This is a genomic window from Rhizobium sp. RHZ01, from assembly GCF_014851595.1.
In the GTDB taxonomy this organism is placed as follows: Bacteria; Pseudomonadota; Alphaproteobacteria; order Rhizobiales; family Rhizobiaceae; genus Rhizobium; species Rhizobium altiplani.
The window spans coordinates 17342-36434 of the sequence record NZ_JACUZZ010000031.1; the positions used below are offsets into that span (position 1 = coordinate 17342).

The 19093-nt window shown below is 61.4% G+C and carries 18 protein-coding genes; 8 read left to right on the forward strand and 10 right to left on the reverse strand.

Annotation, left to right across the window (positions count from 1 at the left end; all coding sequences use genetic code 11):
* Positions 1 to 178 precede the first annotated feature (178 nt).
* Positions 179 to 454, forward strand: coding sequence for a hypothetical protein (locus IB248_RS25690; protein ID WP_083929893.1), 276 nt, complete (start codon positions 179 to 181; stop codon positions 452 to 454).
* Here IB248_RS25690 and ppdK read toward each other — a convergent pair.
* From ppdK to IB248_RS25710, 4 genes are all read right to left on the reverse strand, one after another.
* On the reverse strand, positions 387 to 3104 hold the full coding sequence (gene ppdK / locus IB248_RS25695) for a pyruvate, phosphate dikinase (protein WP_018859032.1): 2718 nt from the start codon (positions 3102 to 3104) through the stop codon (positions 387 to 389). The genes IB248_RS25690 and ppdK overlap by 68 nt on opposite strands.
* A gap of 397 nt (positions 3105 to 3501) precedes the next feature.
* On the reverse strand, positions 3502 to 6963 hold the full coding sequence (locus tag IB248_RS25700; protein WP_113471807.1) for a chromosome segregation SMC family protein: 3462 nt from the start codon (positions 6961 to 6963) through the stop codon (positions 3502 to 3504).
* 78 nt (positions 6964 to 7041) lie between these two features.
* Positions 7042 to 7734 carry a DsbA family protein gene (locus IB248_RS25705; RefSeq protein WP_169682671.1) on the reverse strand — a complete coding sequence of 231 codons (693 nt, stop codon included), beginning with the start codon at positions 7732 to 7734 and terminating at the stop codon, positions 7042 to 7044.
* A gap of 160 nt (positions 7735 to 7894) precedes the next feature.
* The gene (locus IB248_RS25710; protein WP_192241868.1) at positions 7895 to 8383 is read right to left on the reverse strand and encodes a DUF721 domain-containing protein; all 489 of its coding nucleotides are present in this window, start codon (positions 8381 to 8383) and stop codon (positions 7895 to 7897) included.
* A gap of 97 nt (positions 8384 to 8480) precedes the next feature.
* Between IB248_RS25710 and mutY the strand changes: the two genes are divergently transcribed.
* Genes mutY through IB248_RS25725 form a run of 3 tightly spaced genes read left to right on the forward strand, consistent with a single transcriptional unit; the run spans position 8481 to position 10552 of the window.
* Positions 8481 to 9572: an A/G-specific adenine glycosylase gene (gene mutY / locus IB248_RS25715; RefSeq protein WP_026372017.1), complete on the forward strand. Its 1092-nt coding sequence runs from the start codon at positions 8481 to 8483 to the stop codon at positions 9570 to 9572.
* 3 nt (positions 9573 to 9575) lie between these two features.
* Positions 9576 to 10184: an HAD family phosphatase gene (locus IB248_RS25720; RefSeq protein ID WP_192241869.1), complete on the forward strand. Its 609-nt coding sequence runs from the start codon at positions 9576 to 9578 to the stop codon at positions 10182 to 10184.
* A 2-nt stretch (positions 10185 to 10186) separates the two neighbouring features.
* The gene (locus tag IB248_RS25725) at positions 10187 to 10552 is read left to right on the forward strand and encodes a nuclear transport factor 2 family protein (protein WP_025661121.1); all 366 of its coding nucleotides are present in this window, start codon (positions 10187 to 10189) and stop codon (positions 10550 to 10552) included.
* Here IB248_RS25725 and IB248_RS25730 read toward each other — a convergent pair.
* From IB248_RS25730 to IB248_RS25745, 4 genes are all read right to left on the reverse strand, one after another.
* A complete protein-coding gene (locus IB248_RS25730; protein WP_169682675.1) occupies positions 10540 to 11007 on the reverse strand; it encodes a DUF6790 family protein in 468 nt (155 codons plus the stop codon). The genes IB248_RS25725 and IB248_RS25730 overlap by 13 nt on opposite strands.
* A 177-nt stretch (positions 11008 to 11184) precedes the next feature.
* Entirely contained in the window at positions 11185 to 12315 is a 1131-nt protein-coding gene (locus tag IB248_RS25735; protein ID WP_016553038.1) for a site-specific DNA-methyltransferase, read from the reverse strand.
* A 161-nt stretch (positions 12316 to 12476) separates the two neighbouring features.
* Complete coding sequence (locus IB248_RS25740; RefSeq protein WP_192241870.1) at positions 12477 to 12830, reverse strand: antibiotic biosynthesis monooxygenase; 354 nt, start codon at positions 12828 to 12830, stop codon at positions 12477 to 12479.
* Entirely contained in the window at positions 12827 to 13156 is a 330-nt protein-coding gene (locus IB248_RS25745; protein ID WP_018859024.1) for an NIPSNAP family protein, read from the reverse strand. Before IB248_RS25745 ends, IB248_RS25740 begins: the two co-directional genes overlap by 4 nt.
* A 72-nt stretch (positions 13157 to 13228) precedes the next feature.
* On the opposite strand from IB248_RS25745, the gene IB248_RS25750 reads away from it, so the two are divergent.
* From IB248_RS25750 to IB248_RS25760, 3 genes are all read left to right on the forward strand, one after another.
* Positions 13229 to 13915 carry a helix-turn-helix transcriptional regulator gene (locus IB248_RS25750; protein ID WP_062370477.1) on the forward strand — a complete coding sequence of 229 codons (687 nt, stop codon included), beginning with the start codon at positions 13229 to 13231 and terminating at the stop codon, positions 13913 to 13915.
* Between the two features lie 120 nt (positions 13916 to 14035).
* Entirely contained in the window at positions 14036 to 14725 is a 690-nt protein-coding gene (locus IB248_RS25755; RefSeq protein ID WP_018859022.1) for an HAD family hydrolase, read from the forward strand.
* 190 nt (positions 14726 to 14915) lie between these two features.
* Positions 14916 to 15797 (forward strand): MBL fold metallo-hydrolase, encoded by an 882-nt coding sequence (locus IB248_RS25760; protein ID WP_192241871.1) that lies wholly within the window; start codon positions 14916 to 14918, stop codon positions 15795 to 15797.
* A gap of 43 nt (positions 15798 to 15840) precedes the next feature.
* On the opposite strand, the gene IB248_RS25765 is transcribed toward IB248_RS25760, so the two are convergent.
* Entirely contained in the window at positions 15841 to 16761 is a 921-nt protein-coding gene (locus IB248_RS25765; RefSeq protein ID WP_025661114.1) for a diacylglycerol kinase family protein, read from the reverse strand.
* A 49-nt stretch (positions 16762 to 16810) separates the two neighbouring features.
* Positions 16811 to 17455 carry a hypothetical protein gene (locus tag IB248_RS25770; protein ID WP_025661113.1) on the reverse strand — a complete coding sequence of 215 codons (645 nt, stop codon included), beginning with the start codon at positions 17453 to 17455 and terminating at the stop codon, positions 16811 to 16813.
* Between the two features lie 228 nt (positions 17456 to 17683).
* Between IB248_RS25770 and thrC the strand changes: the two genes are divergently transcribed.
* A complete protein-coding gene (gene thrC / locus IB248_RS25775) occupies positions 17684 to 19084 on the forward strand; it encodes a threonine synthase (RefSeq protein ID WP_192241872.1) in 1401 nt (466 codons plus the stop codon).
* The last annotated feature ends 9 nt before the right edge of the window (positions 19085 to 19093 follow it).

The following is a 19093-nucleotide window of genomic DNA, read 5'->3' on the forward strand; positions in this document are numbered from 1 at the left end:
ATCTTCCAATGTCGTCCGAGCCGTCTTCTTACAGACGATCCTCCACAGACGGAAGGCCACAGGCGTTGAAAGCAGCGATGCAAGCGCACCGCTTCGGCCTAAGTTATTCTTTTGGTTGACTGTAACCGCCGATTGGCGTCATCTGATGGCGCAGAGTTTTGATTGCAGAGACATGTCGATGCGTACGCTCGTTTTAGCTCTCGCGCTTGCCGCGCTATCAATCGGCCTCTCGGCCTGCCAAACAATGACGCCGGAAGAGCGGCGCGCCGCCGACGAGGCTCAATGCTTACGCTATGGCTTCCGGCGCGGCACGGAGGGCTTCGCGACCTGCATGCAGCGCATCGATCTCTATCGCCGTGCCCAGGCGCGTTACGACAGCGATATGCTCATGTTGCAGATGTCCTATGATCTCGACCGTCCTTACTACGGTCGCGGATACGGGCGCCATTGGTAATGACCGCCTGCGCGGCGGCAAGCCGGGCAATCGGCACGCGGAAGGGTGAACAGGACACGTAGTCCAATCCGATTTCCTCGCAGAAATGGATGGATACCGGATCGCCGCCATGTTCGCCGCAAATCCCGAGCTTCATGTCATTGCGCGTGCGCCGACCGCGTTCGGCGGCAATGCGGATCAACTCCCCGACACCGTCGAAATCCAGCGAAATGAAGGGATCGTGCTCGATGATCCCCTTGCGCTGATAGGTCGGAATAAAGGCGGATGCATCGTCGCGCGAGATGCCGAAGGTTGTCTGCGTCAGGTCGTTGGTGCCGAAGGAGAAGAACTCCGCCGCTTCGGCGATGATATGGGCCCTGAGGGCTGCGCGCGGCAGTTCGATCATTGTGCCGACCAGGTAGTCGATCCGCATGCCGGCCTCCGCCATGACGTCCCCGGCGATGGCGTCGATGCGCTCCTTGACGTAGTCCAGCTCGGAGCGCAACCCAACCAGGGGCACCATGATCTCGGGCACGACGGCAGCACCCGTTTCATGGGCTGCCGCGACCGCCGCCTCGAAAATGGCGCGCGCCTGCATCTCGACAATTTCAGGGTAGGAAATCGCCAGTCGGCAGCCGCGATGGCCGAGCATCGGATTGAACTCATGCAGCGCATCGACGCGCTGGCGCAGTGCTGCAGCGTCCATGCCCATTGCGGCGGAAACGTCGGCGATCTCCTCGTCCGTCTTCGGCAGGAATTCGTGCAACGGCGGATCGAGCAGACGGATCGTCACCGGCAGGCCGTGCATGACGTTGAACAGGCTGGTGAAATCGTGGCGCTGGACCGGCAGCAGGCTATCGAGAGCGGCGCGGCGGCCGGTTTCATCCTCCGCCAGGATCATCTCGCGCATCAGATGAATGCGGTCGCCCTCGAAGAACATGTGCTCGGTGCGGCAAAGGCCGATGCCCTCGGCACCGAAGGAGCGAGCCGCGCGCGCATCAGCCGGCGTATCGGCATTGGTGCGCACGGTCATGCGCCGCGCCCGATCGGCCCATTGCATGATGCGCCCGAAATCGCCGGAGAGCTCCGGCTGGATCATCTGCACGTCACCCTTCAACACCTGCCCGGCCGAACCGTCGATGGTGATGACGTCGCCCTTCTTCAGCGTGACGCCGACGCCGATCAGCCGCTCGTTGCGGGCGTCGATGCGCATGCCACCAGCGCCGACCACGCAGGGGATGCCCATGCCGCGTGCGACAACGGCGGCATGGCTGGTCATGCCGCCACGTGTCGTCAGAATGCCCTCGGCCGCGTGCATGCCGTGGATGTCTTCTGGACTGGTCTCGACACGCAGCAGGATAACCTTGCGCCCCTCCTCGGACGCTGTCACGGCCTCCTCGGCGGTGAAGACGATCTCGCCGGTCGCCGCGCCGGGCGAGGCCGGCAGGCCGGTGCCGATGATCTCGCGGGTAACACGCGGGTCAATCGTCGGGTGCAGGAGCTGGTCCAGTGACGAAGGTTCGATGCGAAGCACCGCTTCTTCTTCGGTGATGAGTTTCTCGTCTACCATGTCGACGGCGATCTTCATCGCAGCGCGCGTCGAGCGCTTGCCCGCGCGGGTCTGCAGCATCCAGAGCTTTCCGCGCTCGATGGTGAACTCGATGTCCTGCATCTCGCGATAATGCGTTTCAAGCTCGGAACAGATGCCTGACAGCTCCTTGAAGGCATCCGGCATCAGCTTTTCCATCGACGGTCGTTCGGAACCGGAGCTGATGCGTCCCTCCTCGGTAATGCTCTGCGGCGTGCGGATGCCGGCAACCACATCCTCGCCCTGCGCATTGACGAGGAATTCGCCATAGAGCGATTTATTGCCCGTCGACGGATTGCGCGTGAAGGCAACACCGGTCGCGGACGAATTACCGTGGTTTCCGAAGACCATCGCCTGGATGTTGACCGCCGTGCCCCAGCCTTCGGGAATATTGTGAAGCTGGCGATAGGTGACTGCGCGGACGCTCATCCAGCTGGCGAAGACGGCGCCTACAGCGCCCCATAGCTGCACCTCGGGATCTTGAGGAAACTCCTCGCCCAGCTCCTCCTCAATCAGGCTCTTGTAGAGCGAGACAACGTGCTGCCATTCGTTGGCGGTCAGTTCGGTATCAAACTCATAGCCGAGCCGCGCCTTCTCGTCCTCGAGGATCTCCTCGAACACCTCGTGATCGAGACGCATGACGACGTCGGCATACATCTGGATGAAACGGCGGTAGCTGTCCCAGGCGAACCGTGCGTCGCCGGCATCGTGGCCGAGCGCTTGTACGGTTTCATCGTTGAGGCCGAGATTGAGGACGGTGTCCATCATCCCCGGCATCGAAACGCGCGCTCCCGAGCGCACGGACAAGAGCAGCGGCCGATCGCCCGCGCCGAACCGCCGGCCGGTAATTTCTTCGATCCCTTGAATGCCCGCGCGGACCTGTGCCTTCAGCTCTTCTGCAATCTGCCGTCCGTTCTTGTAGTAGGCAGAGCAGGCGCCGGCGATGATCGTCAGACCAGGAGGGACAGGCAGACCCAGGTTGCACATTTCCGCGAGGTTTGCGCCTTTGCCGCCCAAACGCTCGCCCTCAAGGGCACTACCCTCTGCCTGACCATTGCCAAATGTATAGACCCACTTGGTCATATTCCCCCCAACACCAAATCCGGATCAACTTAATCCCTTGGTGTTGAAATGAAAATCGACAAATGCGGCCGAAATGTTGCGGCGCACAATAACTGCGACAGACTGAAGCGATTGAGGGGAGAAAAAGCTTTGCGGGACTGCAACAAAGTCCCGCAAAGCCTTATGTCCGTCCAGCCAGGAAAACCGGACGGGGGGTTCCGTCCATACGGACTGTCAGAGCCAAAACCATATTGCTCCGAGCGCGTCGCGCAGGAAACCATGCAGCCGATACCTTTTCGCGGTAATTCGGCGACACCATGAAGCAATCTCTAATACAAGATCGGTAGGAAAACATTACCTGAATGGTGGAGTCAGCCCATTCTGGCAGACTTTTTTTGGGCTTTTCCCAGCCTTTGGCTCAGGCAATCTCGCGCAGTTGTTCGGCGGTCTGAAGATCGACCGACACGAGCTGCGATACCCCCTGCTCCGCCATCGTCACGCCGAACAGCCTGTTCATGCGCGCCATGGTGATCGGATTATGTGTGATGATGACGAAACGCGTCTCGGTGGAGGCGGCCATTTCGTCCATCAGGTTGCAATAGCGCTCGACATTGTGGTCATCGAGCGGGGCGTCCACTTCGTCCAGCACGCAGATCGGGGCCGGATTGGTCAGGAAGACGGCAAAGATCAGTGCCATTGCCGTCAGCGCCTGCTCGCCGCCCGAAAGGAGCGTCATCGTCTGCGGCTTCTTGCCCGGCGGACGGGCGAGAATTTCCAGGCCTGCCTCGAGCGGATCATCGGATTCGATCAGTTGCAGTTCGGCCGTTCCTCCGCCGAAAAGATGGGTGAAAAGGCGCTGGAACTGGCCGTTGACCACGTCGAACGCGGCGAGCAGGCGCTCGCGACCCTCGCGATTGAGGCTCTGGATCGCGCCACGCAACTTGCGGATCGCATCGATCACGTCGTCGCGTTCCTTGATCAGCGCCTCGAGCTTCCCGCTCAGTTCCTTCTGTTCTTCCTCGGCGCGCAGGTTCACGGCGCCAAGGCGCTCGCGCTCCATCTTGAGGCGTTCGAGTTCGCGCTCGACCTCGCGAAGATCGGGTGCTGCCTGCAGCGACTCAAGTCCGGCAAGCCGAAGCGCCTCGTGCGGCGCAACGTTTAGCGCCTCACGAATTCGGGCCTCGGTTTCCTGTCGCTTTTCGCGCGCCGAGACTAGCCGCTCTTCGGCGCGACCGCGGCGCTCGCGGCTTTCGGCGAGTTCGGAAAGCGCTGTCGCCGCCTTGCGGTCGGCGTCACGCTGGACGAGTTCGGCTTCAGCAAGCACATCGGCCGCGTGGCGACGTGCTTCCTCGGCCTTCTGGAGTTCGATCAAGAGCGCGCGGCGCTTGTCGTCGAACTCATCGGGCGCCATTTCGAGCTCAGACGCTTCCTCCCGCGCCTCCTCCTCGCGGTCGCGAAGTGTCGCGATGTGGTCCTCGGCGCTGGCAGCGCGCTGGCGCCAGGTCTCGCGCTCCTGCCCGATGGCAATGATGCGGCGCTGACGGGCTTCGTTCTCGCGGTTCAGGCTTTCATGGCGTGCCCGCGCTTCTGCAAGTGCGCCACGATCGGTCGCGACTTCCGCCTGCTGCGCTCGAAGCCGTACGTCGATCGCCGTCAAATCAGGGGCGTCTTCCAACTCGATCCGAGCGTTCTCTTCCTGGATCGAGAGATCTTCAAGCTGGATCTGAAGCTGGCTGACAGATTCTGCAATGACATCACGGCGGCGGATGAGATCGCCAGAGGCCCGCTCGGCCGCTGCCAGCGCTTCGCGCGCCTCGGCGAGTTGCCGCGCGGATATACGGCTCTTCTCGCGCGCCTCGGCGAGGCGCTGTTCCTGAAGTCGGATGGCATCGGCCGCACTCGCCAGGCGTTCCTCCGCTTCATCAAGTATGTCGCGGGCAAGCGCGGCTTCGCTTTCCAGTTCGGCGAGCCGGTTCTTCTGTGCCAGCCGGAGTGCCGCCGCACTCGGCGCATCCGCGCCGGTGACATGGCCGTCCCATCGATAGACGGCGCCCTCCTTGGTCACCAGGCGTTGGCCTGGCTTGAGGTCCCTCATCAGGGTTGCCGCATCCGAACCGGAGACGAGGCCGATCTGCTTCAGGCGGCGCATCAGTGCGGCAGGAGCGCGCACATGGTCGATCAGCGGCGTCGCGCCAGCCGGCAATGCCGGGTCGGCGGCACCGTCACCATGGCCGGACCAATGCACCGGCGCCTTCGGATCGAGCGGGGATTCGATGTCGTCGCCAAGGGCCGCACCGAGCGCCGTCTCAAAGCCGCGATCGACGCGAAGTTCATCGGCAACGGGTGCAAATTCGCCTGCCGCGGCACCGGCAGCCAGCATGCGCGAAATGGTCCGGGCTTCCGTTTCGATGGCGTTCAGCTTCGCACGCGCCTGATCGACAGGCGATCGGGAAAGAGCCTCAGTCTGGCGGGCAGCGGCCAAGGCCTGCTCGACGCCCTGGATTGCGGCTTCCGCCTCGGCAAGAGCCTGCTCGCCCGCCTCGACCACGTCCCGCTTCTCGTCCGGATCGGGCAGGCTGGAAATCTTCTCCCCGATGGCCGACAGCTCGCGGTTGGCCTCATCCATCTGCCGTTCAAGGCGCATCTTGCGATCGGCAAGGTCGCGAATGGCGCGCTCGAGCTGGTTGCGCCCGGCTGCAGCCTCGGCGCGTTCGGCTGTCAACGCGGTAAAAGTGCGCTCACTGTCGGCGAGCTTTGCGGCAGCCTCCTCGAAGGCCTCGCGTGTCTCCTCGGCAAAACGGCCGGAATCGGCAAGGATCTCAGTGATCTCGCTCTCTTCGGCATCCAGCCGCGCCAGGATTTCGGCGTTATCGGCAACCAGCCGCTCCTCGCGGCGGATATCCTCGCCGAGCTGCGCAAGACGGCGGGTCAGTTCGTCACGACGGCGCAGGATGCGGTTGGCATCCTCCTCGAGCTGGGTCTTGGCGATCTGCAGGCGCTGCAACGCGGCAGCGGCGCGTGCTTCGGCGTCCCGCAATTCCGGCAGCTTCAGGCTTGTAATGCCCTGAACCTTGGCGGCCTCCATCTGCATCTGCGCCTTTTCGGCGACGACGACGGTGGCCTGATTGAGCGCGCTATCGGCCTCGGCTTCGGCCTCCTTGGCCTGAACCCAGCGGATGTGCAGAAGCAGCGCCTCGCGGGCGCGTATATCCGCGGACAGCGACTTGAAACGGCTTGCCTGGCGGGCCTGACGCTTCAGGCTCTCGATCTGGCTCTCCAGTTGAGAAGTCACGTCGTCGAGACGTTCGAGATTGCTTTCGGCGGCACGCAGGCGAAGCTCGGCTTCGTGACGGCGCGAATGCAGGCCAGATATGCCGGCTGCCTCTTCAAGCAACTGGCGGCGGGCCTGCGGCTTTGCCGAGATCAACTCGCCGATCCGTCCTTGCCCGACCATGGACGGCGAACGGGCGCCGGTGGAGGCGTCAGCAAAGAGAAGCTGCACGTCCTTGGCGCGGCTTTCCTTGCCGTTGATGCGGTAGATCGATCCCTGCTCCCGCTCGATGCGGCGCGTGACCTGGATCTCGTCGCTGTCGTTGAAGGCAGCGGGCGCCGTACGCTCGGCATTGTCGAGATAGAGTGCTACTTCAGCCGTGTTGCGGGCGGGACGATTGCCGGAGCCGGAGAAGATGACATCGTCCATGCCGGACGCGCGCATGTTCTTGTAGGAATTCTCGCCCATCACCCAGCGGAGCGCTTCGACGAGGTTCGACTTGCCGCAGCCGTTCGGGCCGACGATACCGGTCAGTCCGCGCTCGATGATGAATTCGGTGGGTTCGACGAAGGACTTGAAGCCGACGACGCGAAGCTTGTTGAACTTCATGCCGCGTCCCCGCGCCTGATAAAGCAAAAGACGGGCGTACGGCTTCCGCCGTCGCCCGTCGATCGGATACGGTTCAGATTAGAGCAGGCTGTCGATAAGGGCCGACATGGTGTCAACCGTCATGTCTCCAGAAAAGCGCTTGCCGTTGATGAGGAACGTCGGCGTGGCATTGACGCCAAACTCCTTGGAACCTCGTTCCCGCGTTGCGTTCACTTCATCCAGCAGCTTCTGGTTCGTCAAGCACTTCGTGAAACTATCCTCAGTAAATCCAGCAAGTTTGGCCATCTGCAGCAGTGCAGCGCGGCCATCATCGGCAGCGGCCCAGGTCTGCTGCTGCTTGAAGAGCATGGATACCATCGCGAAATACTGTTCCGGCGTGCTCATTTCTTCCGGCTTCTGCGGATTGCAGCGGGCCAGCATGAAGGCGGCAGCGGCGCGCGGATCAAAGGGGAATTCGCGGATGATGAAGCGGACCTTGCCGGTGTCGACATACTTCTTCCTGATCGCGTCGAAGGTCGTCGTGTGGAAGTGAGCGCAGTGCGGGCAGGTCATCGACATGTATTCGACGATCGTTACCGGGGCGTCTTCCTTGCCAAGCACCATTTCCGGCAGCGGGCCCGGCTTCAGCACGGCGGCCATGTCGACCTCGCCATCGGGCTGAGGCACTTCGACAGCGGCATGCGCGCTACTGAAAACCGCCAGGGTCGCGGTCGCGGCAGCCACGCCGCCCAGAAGCTGGCGTTTCGTCAGTTGCATTTCAGAAATCGGCATGAAGGTCCCCATAAATGAGAGTAATGGCTGTGAGTCCGATATAGCGCCTCGAAGTCCTGAACAAGACACGGCTCGCGAACTTTCTTCAAAGAATTGTGACCTTGGTTGGACAGCCCGATTAAATTGCGGACAGAATTGCCGCGCCAACACTTGCAAGGCGTTAGCGACCGCGCTTGCCCAGCACGGCCGTGCCGAGCCGCTTCACGGCTTCGCGCAGCTTATCGCCCTCGATCCCCTCCATCATATCCTCCAGCTTTGCCGCAGCCGCCCCCTTCAAGGGAGGAGGCGTGCGGGAGCGCTTCACCGCCGGATAGACGGGTTTCTGGACGACACGGATCTGGTGGACGGCGGCAAATCCGAAGAAGCTGTTGACCCGCTGGATCAACTCGCCTTGCGCATGGGTCAGGAACAGCGCGCGGGCGCCCTCGCAGGCAATCGTGAGCACACCGGGCCGAAAGCTGCCCTCGTCGTTGCCGCGCGCCCAGGCGATCTTTTCCGGACGCGTGCAATCGGCGAACTCCGCACCGGCGATTTCATCCCACGAGCCAAGCAGCGCAGTGTTGATTCCGGCACGGCGCGCCAGCACGGGATCGATCAGCCCGTTGGCCAATTCGGAGATCTGCTTTTCACCTTTGCGTGGATAACTCATCGAAACCTTCAGATCGCCCTGCGTTCAAGCACCACTGCCTTGATCGCGCGGCATTGCTTCGCCAAGTATAGGGCACTTCCCCTCACGACGGCAAATGATGACATCGACGACACTGGACGCGCCTGCCGCCAAGCCCCTTCTCGACTGGTACGACCGCCACCATCGCGATCTGCCATGGCGCGTCTCGCCGCCGATGGCGGCGCGCGGCATCAAGGCCGATCCCTATCACGTCTGGCTTTCCGAGGTGATGCTGCAGCAGACGACGGTGCCGGCGGTGAAACCCTACTTCGCCAATTTCCTGGCACGCTGGCCGAGCGTGCGTGACCTCGCCGATGCCGCCAGCGAAGACGTTATGGCGGCCTGGGCCGGGCTTGGATACTACGCCCGCGCCCGCAACCTCAAGAAATGCGCGGAGGCCGTCGCGTCCGATCATAACGGCATCTTTCCAGATACCGAGGAGGGGCTGAAGTCGCTTCCCGGCATCGGGGACTATACGGCGGCCGCGGTGGCGGCGATAGCCTTCAACCGGCAGGCAGCCGTGATGGATGGCAACGTCGAGCGGGTGATCTCGCGCCTTTACGCGATCGCTACGCCCCTACCCGCTGCCAAACCATTGATGAAACAGAAGGTGGCTCTGCTGACGCCGCAGGATCGGCCCGGCGACTTTGCGCAGGCAATGATGGATCTCGGCGCCACGATCTGCACGCCGAAGCGGCCCGCCTGTTCGCTCTGTCCCTTCAGGGGATCCTGCGAGGCGCTGCGCCTGCACGATCCCGAGCGCTTTCCGGTCAAGGCAGCCACGAAGGAAAAGCCGATCCGTCAGGGCGCAGCCTTTATCGCGGTCACGGCGGATGGCGACCTCATGTTGCGGCGGCGCATCGAGAGCGGCCTGCTCGGCGGCATGACGGAAGTGCCGACGACCAATTGGACGGCGCGGCAGGACGGGGAAAGCTCGGCCGATGCTGCGCCTTTCCCGGCTGCCTGGGAGCCTTGCGGGACCGTCACCCACGTCTTCACCCATTTCGAGCTCAGGCTCTCGATCTACCGCGTCGCGATCCCCTCGCGAATTCAAGTGGATAACGGTTGGTGGGAGCCGGTTACAAATCTAGACTCGCAGGCACTGCCGACCGTCATGAAAAAAGCAATCACCGCGGCTATCCCGCTCGCGTTCAAACATGCCAAGGATTAATCGATGCCCATCGACCATATTGTTTTCGACATCGGAAAAGTTCTCATCCATTACGATCCGAATATTCCGTTCAGCCGCCTCATTCCAGATGAGGCCGAACGCAAGTGGTTTTTCGAGAATGTCTGCACTCATGACTGGAACGTCGAGCAGGATCGCGGCCGCACCTGGGAGGAAGCTGAAGCCCTGCTGATCGAGGTTCATCCGGATCGCGAGGAGCATATCCGGGCCTTCCGCAAATACTGGCACGAGATGGTCCCCCACTCCTACGACGACAGCGTCACCATCATGGAAGGCCTGATTGCCAATGGCCAGGACGTGACGATGCTGACGAACTTCGCTTCCGACACCTTCCGCGAAGCGCAGGTCCGCTTTCCGTTCCTGACGAAGCCGCGCGGCGTTACCGTTTCCGGGGACGTCGGTCTCATCAAGCCCGACATTGCGATCTACGAAACACACGCCAAGAGCTTCGGCCTCAATCCGGCGGCGACAATCTTCATCGATGACTCCGCCCCCAACATCGATGGCGCCAAGGCGGCCGGCTGGGATGCGGTTCTCTTCACCGGCGCCGACAAGCTGCGCGCCGATCTTGCAGCGCGCGGCGTGAGGCTCTGACGATGGCATTCGATCCGGTTGAGGAAATCAAACGTTTTCACGGCGCGATCAACGCGCTCGACTTCGATATGATCGAGGACTATTTCGCGGACGACGCGACCTATGTCTCGAACGGGGTCGGAAGCCTGTCGGGGCGGGCTGAGATCATGGTCGCCTTCCGCAAGTATTTCGAGGACTACCCGGACCAGACGGCAATCAACACGCTGGTCGAGAAGGTCAGCCCGAATGCCGGCCGCGCCGTGTGGTCCGTTCGCGCAACGCACAGCAAGACGGGCAAGCCACTCGTCCGGGAAGGCGAAGAGACGATCACCTTCAACGACGACGGTCGTGTCACTCACGTCGAGGTAACGGACTATCAGGCGTTTTGAAAGAACGCTGCGGAAAGATAAAAAGCGAGCACGAAGAAGAGCCACAGGTCGGAGAACATCGCGATCTTCCTCGACCTGTTTCTCGGCCGCTCGAGAAGATGCTTCAGACCGGCGAGCCCGTAGAAAAGGCAGGCGGTGATCGCTGCCGGGACAATCCACCGCGGCTCGAAGAGGCTGAATATGCCAAGCATGCCGATCGAGAGATTGCCGAAGCCGATCTCCTGCACCAATGCCTGCGCCTTGTGATCGGTGACACCGAAGATCGTCTCCGCAGTGAAGGCCGGGTTGATGATCTGCTTCAGGCTTGCCACGAGCAGTCGCAGGCCGACGCCCCAAAAGACGAACCATTTCCCGACGAGGAAGACGACGTTGGCGTCCGCGCTCCAATGGGCTTCGGCGGCAACCGAACCCAGCGGCAGGACAAGCATCAGCAACAGTATGATCGCAAGATACATGGCGGGGTCCTTGCCTCTTTCGGATCATCAGCCGCCGATACATGACACGGAATTGCGCTGCCGCGCGAGCCAAAATGAAGAGCGCCCGGGGTGTTGATCCCGGGCGCCAGGCCTTCTTCCGTAACTGGAGGTACAAAACACCGGAAGAAGGGAGTCTCGATCAGGTCGAGGCGCGCGTCATTCCGCCTTTGCCAGATCACTGCGGATCACGGACCGCAATTCGTCGATCGGGCGCAGGGACTGCCCGTCGTCGAAGTGCCAGAATGTCCATCCGTTGCATGCATCAAGGCCCTGAACCTTTGCCCCAAGGCGATGAATGGAGCCGGCCTCGCCACCGGAGGCGACCGTGCCGTCAGCACGAACGATCGCACTGTAGCGACGGCGCGCATCAGTCAGCACCTGGCCGGGCTTGATCAGGCCGCTTTCGACCAGCACGTTGAACGCCACGCGGACTTCCTGCTTTTTGCCGGTCATGACGGTGAGTTCAGCCTTGCCCAGCGGCTCCACCGCTTCGATGCGGGCGGAGGCCGCGTCGATGTAGTCCTGCTCGCGCTCGATGCCGACGAAGTGGCGGCCGAGGCGCTTGGCGACGGCGCCCGTCGTGCCGGAGCCGAAGAACGGGTCAAGGATGATGTCACCGGGCTTCGAGGAAGCCATGATGACGCGGGCAAGCAGCGCTTCCGGCTTCTGCGTCGGGTGCACCTTCTTGCCGTCGTCGCCCTTCAGGCGCTCGTTGCCGCTGCAGATCGGAAACAGCCAGTCGGAACGCATCTGCACGTCGTCGTTGGCAGCCTTCATGGCGTCGTAGTTGAAGGTGTAACCCTTGGCCTTGGCGTTCGGGCTCGCCCAGATCATCGTCTCGTGCGCGTTCTGGAAACGACGGCCCTTGAAGTTCGGCATCGGGTTGGTCTTGCGCCAAACGATGTCGTTCAGGATCCAGAAGTTCAGATCCTGCAGCGTGGCGCCGACGCGGAAGATATTGTGATAGGAGCCGATCACCCAGATCGTGCCCGTCGGCTTCAGGACACGGCGGCACGCGAGCAGCCAGGCGCGGGTGAAGGCGTCATAGGCTTCGAACGAGGCGAACTGATCCCACTCGTCATCGACGGCATCGACCAGCGATTGATCGGGACGATGCAGCGTGCCGCCAAGCTGCAGATTGTACGGCGGATCGGCGAAAATTACGTCTACGGAGTGGTTCGGCAGGGCTTCAAGGGCAGCAACGCAATCGCCCTTGATGATCGTGTCGATCCAGGAGTCCGGCTTTGCGGAGGCCTTGAGATCGGCAAGCGGAAATACTGACGCCATCTGGAAACTCGCTCATACACATTACGCTTTTTACTGTCTGTTATGGTTACTCAGTTTGGTTACCAAAGCCTGAAGGCATGAGCGATTTCGGGAAAATAAGTCGCAGGCGCTTTGACGCCGAAGGAGTTGGGCAGCGGCCCCTGCCCTTACGGCTGCTCTCGTTAGGCCGCCACGTCGTGCACCTTGCGGCTATCCGCCGGCGCTTCGGCACGGTCGTTCATGCCGTAGTCGCGGACGATGTGGCCGATGCGCAGCCGATAGTCCGCGAAGACGCCGTTGCGGCCGGCGTGCTGGGCGGCGCGGTGCGCCTCCAGGTTTCTCCACGTCTTCACAGCCTCCTCGTCACGCCAGAAGGAAAGCGAAAGCAGCTTGCCACGATTGGTGAGGCTTTCGAAGCGCTCGATCGAGATGAAGCCGTCGATCTTTTCCAGTTCACCGCGAAGCTCGCCGGCGAGATCGAGATAGGTGTGGCGTTCGCCCATGAAGGGCAGGACTTCGAAGATAACAGCGATCATGGCATCACCAGCTTTGCATGAGGAAGGGAAGTGTTTTTGAGGAAGATACGATCTTCCTTGAGAATGAAACGTTCGCGTTTGGCGAACTCGTAGTTTTCCTTGCCGAGCGTATCGGCGGCAAGACGGGCGCGATAGGCCTCGTAGGCGACGAGGCTTTCGATATTGTACACGCCGTAAGCCGTCGTGGCCGAACCCTCATGCGGTGCGAAATAGCCGATCAGGTCTGCACCGTTGCGCGGGATCGCCTGGCCCCAGTTGCGGGCATACTCGGCAAAGGCTTCCTTCTTGAACGGATCGATCTCGTAGCGGATGAAGCAAGTAATCATCGTCGTCTCCTTGTTGTCTGGAGATAGTTTTCGCACATTGTCCGACGACGATGCTTCGGTTATGATCGAAGTATGAAGGAAGGACCTGATATAGCTCAGATCGGCGCACTGATCGGCGACCCCGCCCGCGCCAACATGCTGACTGCATTGATGGGCGGCAAGGCGTTGACGGCGACCGAGCTTGCAGCGGCGGGCGGTGTTACCGTGCAGACGGCGAGCACGCACCTTGCCAAGCTGGAAGCGGGCAATCTGCTCGTGCAGCGCAAACAGGGCCGCCATCGCTATTTCACGCTGGCGGATGACAGCGTCGGCAAGTTCCTGGAGAGCATCATGGGCTTTGCGGCAGGGCGCGGCCATCTGCGCCACAAGCCAGGGCCAAAGGAACCGGCATTGCGCAAGGCCCGCATCTGCTACGATCACCTCGCCGGCGACTACGGCGTTCGCATGCTCGACAGCCTGATTGCCAAGGGAGCGATCGATGCCATGGGCGACGGTCTTGCCCTGACGGAGAGCGGCGAAACCGAGCTCAAAACTATCGGAATCGACGTCCACGCCCTGAAATCGTCGCGTCGGCCGCTCTGCCGCTCCTGTTTGGATTGGAGTGAACGGCGGGCGCACCTCGCCGGCAGCCTCGGCAAGGCCCTGCTTTCGAATTTCCTCGAGAAGGGCTGGGCCCGCCGCACTGCGGAAAGCCGCTCCGTGGTCTTTTCCCCGGAAGGCGAACGGCAGTTTCTTGCACTGTTTCCAGCCACCAAATAGCCGCGAACACCCGTAAAATCGAAGCCGCCCGCGACACGCAATCCAGCCATGCCCCGCTGTCGGTTGAGCTTCTGCGAGGCATCGTGTAAAGGGGCATCATCCCAAACAAGGCGTGAGTAAATGGAAGGCTTCGACCTCATTATCTTCGACTGCGACGGCGTTCTGGTCGATTCGGAAATCATCGCTGCGGATGTCGAATCCAAGCTTCTCACCGAAGCAGGCTATCCGATCAGCATCGAGGAAATGGGCGAACGCTTCGCCGGCATGACGTGGCAGAATATTCTCTTCCAGGTCGAGCGCGAGGCCAGCATCCCGATATCAGCCTCGCTGCTCGACAAGTCCGAGAAGCTCCTCGATATGCGCCTGGAGCAAGACGTGCAGGCGATAGCGGGCGTCGAAGCCGCTCTTTCGCGTCTGAATCTGAAGCGCTGCATCTGCTCCAACTCCAGCACCGCGCGCCTCGACATGATGCTTGGCAAAGTTGGCCTGAAGCGCCTCTTCGCGCCCCACATCTTCTCGGCAAAGGATCTCGGGGCCGATCGCGTGAAGCCGAAGCCGGATATCTTCCTGCACGGCGCCAAGCAGATGGGCGTTTCGACCGAGCGTGTTGTTGTGGTTGAAGACTCCGTTCACGGCATCCACGCTGCACGCGCAGCAGGCATGCGAGTCATCGGCTTTACCGGTGCCTCGCACACCTATCCGTCACATGCCGACAAGCTGACCGATGCCGGCGCTGAAACCGTCATCTCCCGCATGAACGATCTGCCCGGCGTCGTCGCCGCGCTCGCCGAGTGGGAAGGCGCAGTGTAACTCCGGTTACTCTCGAGCAGCAGCCGCCGGAACAGTCCTCATTTGAAGTTCAGCTCCAAGATCGGTCGCAGAGTCGAAACTCTGCGACCGATCTTGCTATGGGGACCGGGGTCCCCGCATAGCATCGCGACAAAACGAACTCATTCAGCTATCAAAGTAACTGTCTGTGTCTGAATGCTGGTTGTCTCGCATGACTATTTCCGTGGAATTGTGCACCCATCTCGAACTCGACGATCGGATTTCCATCCTCAGGGCGGGAGAAGAGGTTGACGCCGTCTTCGTCCGCACAGAGAGATTCAACGTCCTCGTCGACACTCTCGAAACGCCTGAGTTATGCCGGATGGCATTGGAGTTGCTTGACGACGACATGCGCGCTCGTCCTCTCATCGTTGTCAATTCCCACATGGACTGGGATCACTTCTGGGGCAACGCCGCGATTGCCGGCAAGGCCCCGATCATTGCCCATACGGCTGCGCGTGCACGTCTGAGCGACACTTCCTGCCGTCAAGTTCTGGACGAGAAGATGCGTGAGGAGCCGCGGTTCCGAAACGTCGAACTCATCGCGCCCGATATTACCTTTTCAGATTCGATGGCCCTTCATGGCGGCGACCTCACTCTGGAGCTCATCCACACACCGGGGCACACGCCTGACCATGTTGCCATCTGGATTCCGGAGATCCGTGTCTGCCTGGCTGTCGACGCCGTCGAGACGCCCATTCCGGAGGTCTGGAGTAAAAGCTCCAACGACCTTCGGCTGATCTGTTCATCGCTCGAACGGATCCGCGACTTGCACCCCAAGTTCGTCATCCCCGCACATGGACGGACGATCTCGCCGTCCACTGTTGACGACAACCTGTCTTATTTCCGAGCACTGGTGGCCCGGGTCGAAAACCTAAGCGCGACTGAACTCGCAAACCCGGAATTGGGAAAATTGGTGAGCCTTCGACTTCAGGATTTCGTGGCCATCCCGGCCGACATGTCGCCGGAAGCGGTGGCCTTATACGAGACGTTTCACGAAACCAATCTCGGGGCGACGATTCAAGCACGCCTGGAAGGGTTGAACGTCGCATGAGAGCCACGGCCTTGCCGATCGTCCCTTTGTTATCCTGCAATTGCTAGATTTTCAGGCTTAGCGCACCGACCATAATCTCGAAGCGCGCCGGAAGCTGCCCAGGGGCTTCGCCGTCGCTGTCGATCGGCACCGGCTCCCTGCCGATCGACCAAGCCTCGACGAGCCTTGCGCGATGGATGCTGACGAGCGGGCTTTTCAGATGGCCGCCGCTGTAGATGCTGTTCATCAGCGTCAGGACCTTCAGCCTGCCGGCGCCGCGGATGATGACTACGTCGAACAGGCCATCGGCAACATCGGCATCCGGAGCGACCTTCATGCCGCCGCCGAACCATGCGCCGTTGGCAACGGCAACCGCGGTGATCGGCCCTTCATAGATATCCTCGCCGTCCAGCCTGAGACGGATGTCGCGTGGCGTGTAACGCAGGATTTGAAGCAGGCTGTGGAAGAAGAAGACCATCGGTCCCGGCAGACGCCTGCCCTTGGGCGCCTCGTTGACGGCCTGCACGATGTGACCGGAAACGCCGAAGCTCGCGATGTTGGCGAAGTGGCGGCTGACGGTGTCCCCATCCTCGTCGTCGCAGGTGAGCAATCCGGCATCGATCTGCCGTACCGTTGGAGAGGTCAGGCGGTTGGCGATCGTAGCAGGATCGCGTGACACCGGAAAATTGCGGGCGAAGTCGCATCCGGTGCCGGTCGCAATAAAGGAGAAGGCCGTGCCCGGCCGATGCGACTTCAAAATGCCGCCGGCCACTTCGCCGATCGTCCCGTCGCCACCGACGGCGATCACCAGATCGGCGCCGTCATCCGCCAGTTCGCGCCCGAACCGTTCGGCATCGCCGTGCCCCTTGGTTTCACGCAGGCTGAGATTGGTAAATCTCGCCTCTATGGCGCGCCGCAGCGCCGACCAGAACAGCTTCTTTCCGCGTCGACCCGACGCCGGATTCAATACGATGCCGATTTTCAAGCGATCTGCTCTCCCCGCGCCGATCAGCTTAGCGATACGGAAACGTTCCTCAGGCCTTCTTCTTTTTCGTCGAAACCGGCCCCTGGTCGAAACCGATGTTCACGCGCACCATTGAGCCGGAACCGACCGGAAGCTTGATACCGTCCTTGCGGAACAGCGCCTGGGTGGCTCCGGAGCCGACCTCGACCGGGAAATTCGTTACTTCGGAATAAAGCGCATCCTCGCCGTCAAAGACCGTGATGCGAACCGGGAGCGTGACCTTACCGGGCGAACCGTTCGGGCCGGCGAGAACCCGAAGCTGGGCGACAACAGTCATCGTCAGGTTTGCATCGTTCAGGCTGCACTGGCGCGTATAGTCACCGATCGATGCCTGGAAGGCGAGTTTGTCCGCATCGCCGGTCTTGGCGCCGCCGGCATAGGTGCGGAAGATCGCGTCCTTGTCCTTCATGAAGATCTGCGGGCATGCTCCCTGGACGACAGGGGCAGTGTTGCCCGACGCGGTCTTGGCGGTGCCGATCGATGCGTTATTGGACGAGGGATTGGCCGGCGCCATCGGCATGATCTGCGCATTGCCATTCGGCTGGGCCGGTGCTGTTGCGCTGTCTCCCCCGCCCACACCGAGCGAGTTGCAGCCGGCAAGAATTGCCGCAAAAGAAGCCGAAACGATGAGACGCGAGACCTTGCCAAGCACGATTATTCCACCCTCTTCACAAAGTTTTTTGGCAGGCCCAATCACTTGATGGCAGGCCTTTCGTGACAGTTTGCGATGGTCTATATCAGCGGCGCAAACAAAAATCGATTGGGTAAGAACCGTTTTGATGCACATTTCGGGATCGCGGGCCACGGCCGGCAGGGCAAGCGAGATGCGGCGACAGGCAGACTTCCCCTCCAACCCGGATTTCCTCCGGCCGGCACATCAAGGATGACGACAGTGGATTATATCTCGACCCGCGGCGAAGCCCCTCCCCTCGGTTTTTGTGATGCTTTGCTGGCCGGCCTGGCGCGCGACGGCGGTCTCTACGTGCCGCGTAAGTGGCCGCATTTCACGAAAAAGGAAATCCGCGCGCTTCGGGGCAAGAGCTACCAGGAGGTCGCCTTTACGATCCTTTCGCCTTTCACCAACGGCGAGATTCCCGACGAGACGTTCCGCTCCATGATCGACGAGGCTTATGGTACCTTCCGTCACCCTGCGATCGCCCCGCTCGTCCAGACCGGCCCGAACAGCTTCGTCATGGAGCTGTTCCACGGCACGACGCTGGCGTTCAAGGATGTCGCGATGCAGCTGCTCGCCCGGCTGATGGATTATGCCCTGGAGAAGCGTGGCGAGCGCGCGACCATTGTCGGCGCCACCTCCGGCGACACTGGCGGCGCGGCGATCGACGCATTTGCCGGTCGCGAACGCACCGACATATTCATCCTCTTCCCGAACGGCAAGGTCTCGCCGGTGCAGCAGCGCCAGATGACGACCTCCACGGCCTCCAACGTTCACGCGCTTGCCGTCGAAGGCAATTTCGACGACTGCCAGAACCTCGTCAAAGCAATGTTCAACGATGCACCTTTCCGCGACCGCGTTAAACTCTCCGGCGTCAACTCGATCAACTGGGCCCGCATCATGGCCCAGATCGTCTACTACTTCACGACGTCGATCGCGCTTGGCGGACCGGACCGTAAGATTTCGTTTACCGTGCCGACGGGCAATTTCGGCGACATCTTTGCCGGTTACTGCGCCAAGCGCATGGGCCTGCCGATCGGCAAGCTGGTGGTCGCCACCAACGAGAATGATATCCTCGACCGCACGCTCAAGACCGGCCGCTACGAGATGAAACCCGTGAAAGCGACGACTTCGCCGTCGATGGACATCCAGATCTCCTCGAACTTCGAGCGGCTGCTGTTCGAGGCCTATGATCGCGACGCATCGAAGGTTCGCGCGGCGATGAACAGCCTCAAGCAGTCCAACGGCTTCGAGATTGCAAAGGACGCCCTCGCCTTCATCAAAAAGGACTTCCGCGCCGGGCGCGCCAGCGAAAAGCAGGTCGCCCTGACGATCAAGAAAACCCATGCCGACACCGGCTATCTTCTCGATCCGCATTCGGCAATCGGCGTCTTCGTTGCAGGTAAACACGAGAAGCCGAACGCGCCGATGGTGACGCTTGCCACCGCACACCCGGCAAAATTCCCCGCCGCCGTAAAATCGGCCTCCGGTATTGACCCCGCGCTTCCGACGTGGCTTGCTGATCTGATGCACAAGGAGGAGCGCTTTCAGATTGTGAAGCCTGAGCTCAAAGCCATTGAGACCTTCATCGGCGAGCATACTCGGGCCTAAGTAACGCAG

Excerpts from the sequence above, each read along its gene's own strand:
- ppdK (WP_018859032.1), bottom strand. The coding sequence starts at position 3,104 with ATGACCAAGTGGGTCTATACATTTGGCAATGGTCAGGCAGAGGGTAGT.
- IB248_RS25745 (WP_018859024.1), bottom strand. The coding sequence starts at position 13,156 with ATGATTACTTGCTTCATCCGCTACGAGATCGATCCGTTCAAGAAGGAA.
- IB248_RS25750 (WP_062370477.1), top strand. The coding sequence starts at position 13,229 with ATGAAGGAAGGACCTGATATAGCTCAGATCGGCGCACTGATCGGCGAC.
- IB248_RS25725 (WP_025661121.1), top strand. The coding sequence starts at position 10,187 with ATGGCATTCGATCCGGTTGAGGAAATCAAACGTTTTCACGGCGCGATC.
- IB248_RS25740 (WP_192241870.1), bottom strand. The coding sequence starts at position 12,830 with ATGATCGCTGTTATCTTCGAAGTCCTGCCCTTCATGGGCGAACGCCAC.
- IB248_RS25755 (WP_018859022.1), top strand. The coding sequence starts at position 14,036 with ATGGAAGGCTTCGACCTCATTATCTTCGACTGCGACGGCGTTCTGGTC.
- IB248_RS25700 (WP_113471807.1), bottom strand. The coding sequence starts at position 6,963 with ATGAAGTTCAACAAGCTTCGCGTCGTCGGCTTCAAGTCCTTCGTCGAA.
- IB248_RS25735 (WP_016553038.1), bottom strand. The coding sequence starts at position 12,315 with ATGGCGTCAGTATTTCCGCTTGCCGATCTCAAGGCCTCCGCAAAGCCG.
- IB248_RS25720 (WP_192241869.1), top strand. The coding sequence starts at position 9,576 with ATGCCCATCGACCATATTGTTTTCGACATCGGAAAAGTTCTCATCCAT.
- mutY (WP_026372017.1), top strand. The coding sequence starts at position 8,481 with ATGACATCGACGACACTGGACGCGCCTGCCGCCAAGCCCCTTCTCGAC.
- IB248_RS25690 (WP_083929893.1), top strand. The coding sequence starts at position 179 with ATGCGTACGCTCGTTTTAGCTCTCGCGCTTGCCGCGCTATCAATCGGC.
- IB248_RS25730 (WP_169682675.1), bottom strand. The coding sequence starts at position 11,007 with ATGTATCTTGCGATCATACTGTTGCTGATGCTTGTCCTGCCGCTGGGT.
- IB248_RS25705 (WP_169682671.1), bottom strand. The coding sequence starts at position 7,734 with ATGCCGATTTCTGAAATGCAACTGACGAAACGCCAGCTTCTGGGCGGC.
- thrC (WP_192241872.1), top strand. The coding sequence starts at position 17,684 with ATGACGACAGTGGATTATATCTCGACCCGCGGCGAAGCCCCTCCCCTC.
- IB248_RS25710 (WP_192241868.1), bottom strand. The coding sequence starts at position 8,383 with ATGAGTTATCCACGCAAAGGTGAAAAGCAGATCTCCGAATTGGCCAAC.
- IB248_RS25760 (WP_192241871.1), top strand. The coding sequence starts at position 14,916 with ATGACTATTTCCGTGGAATTGTGCACCCATCTCGAACTCGACGATCGG.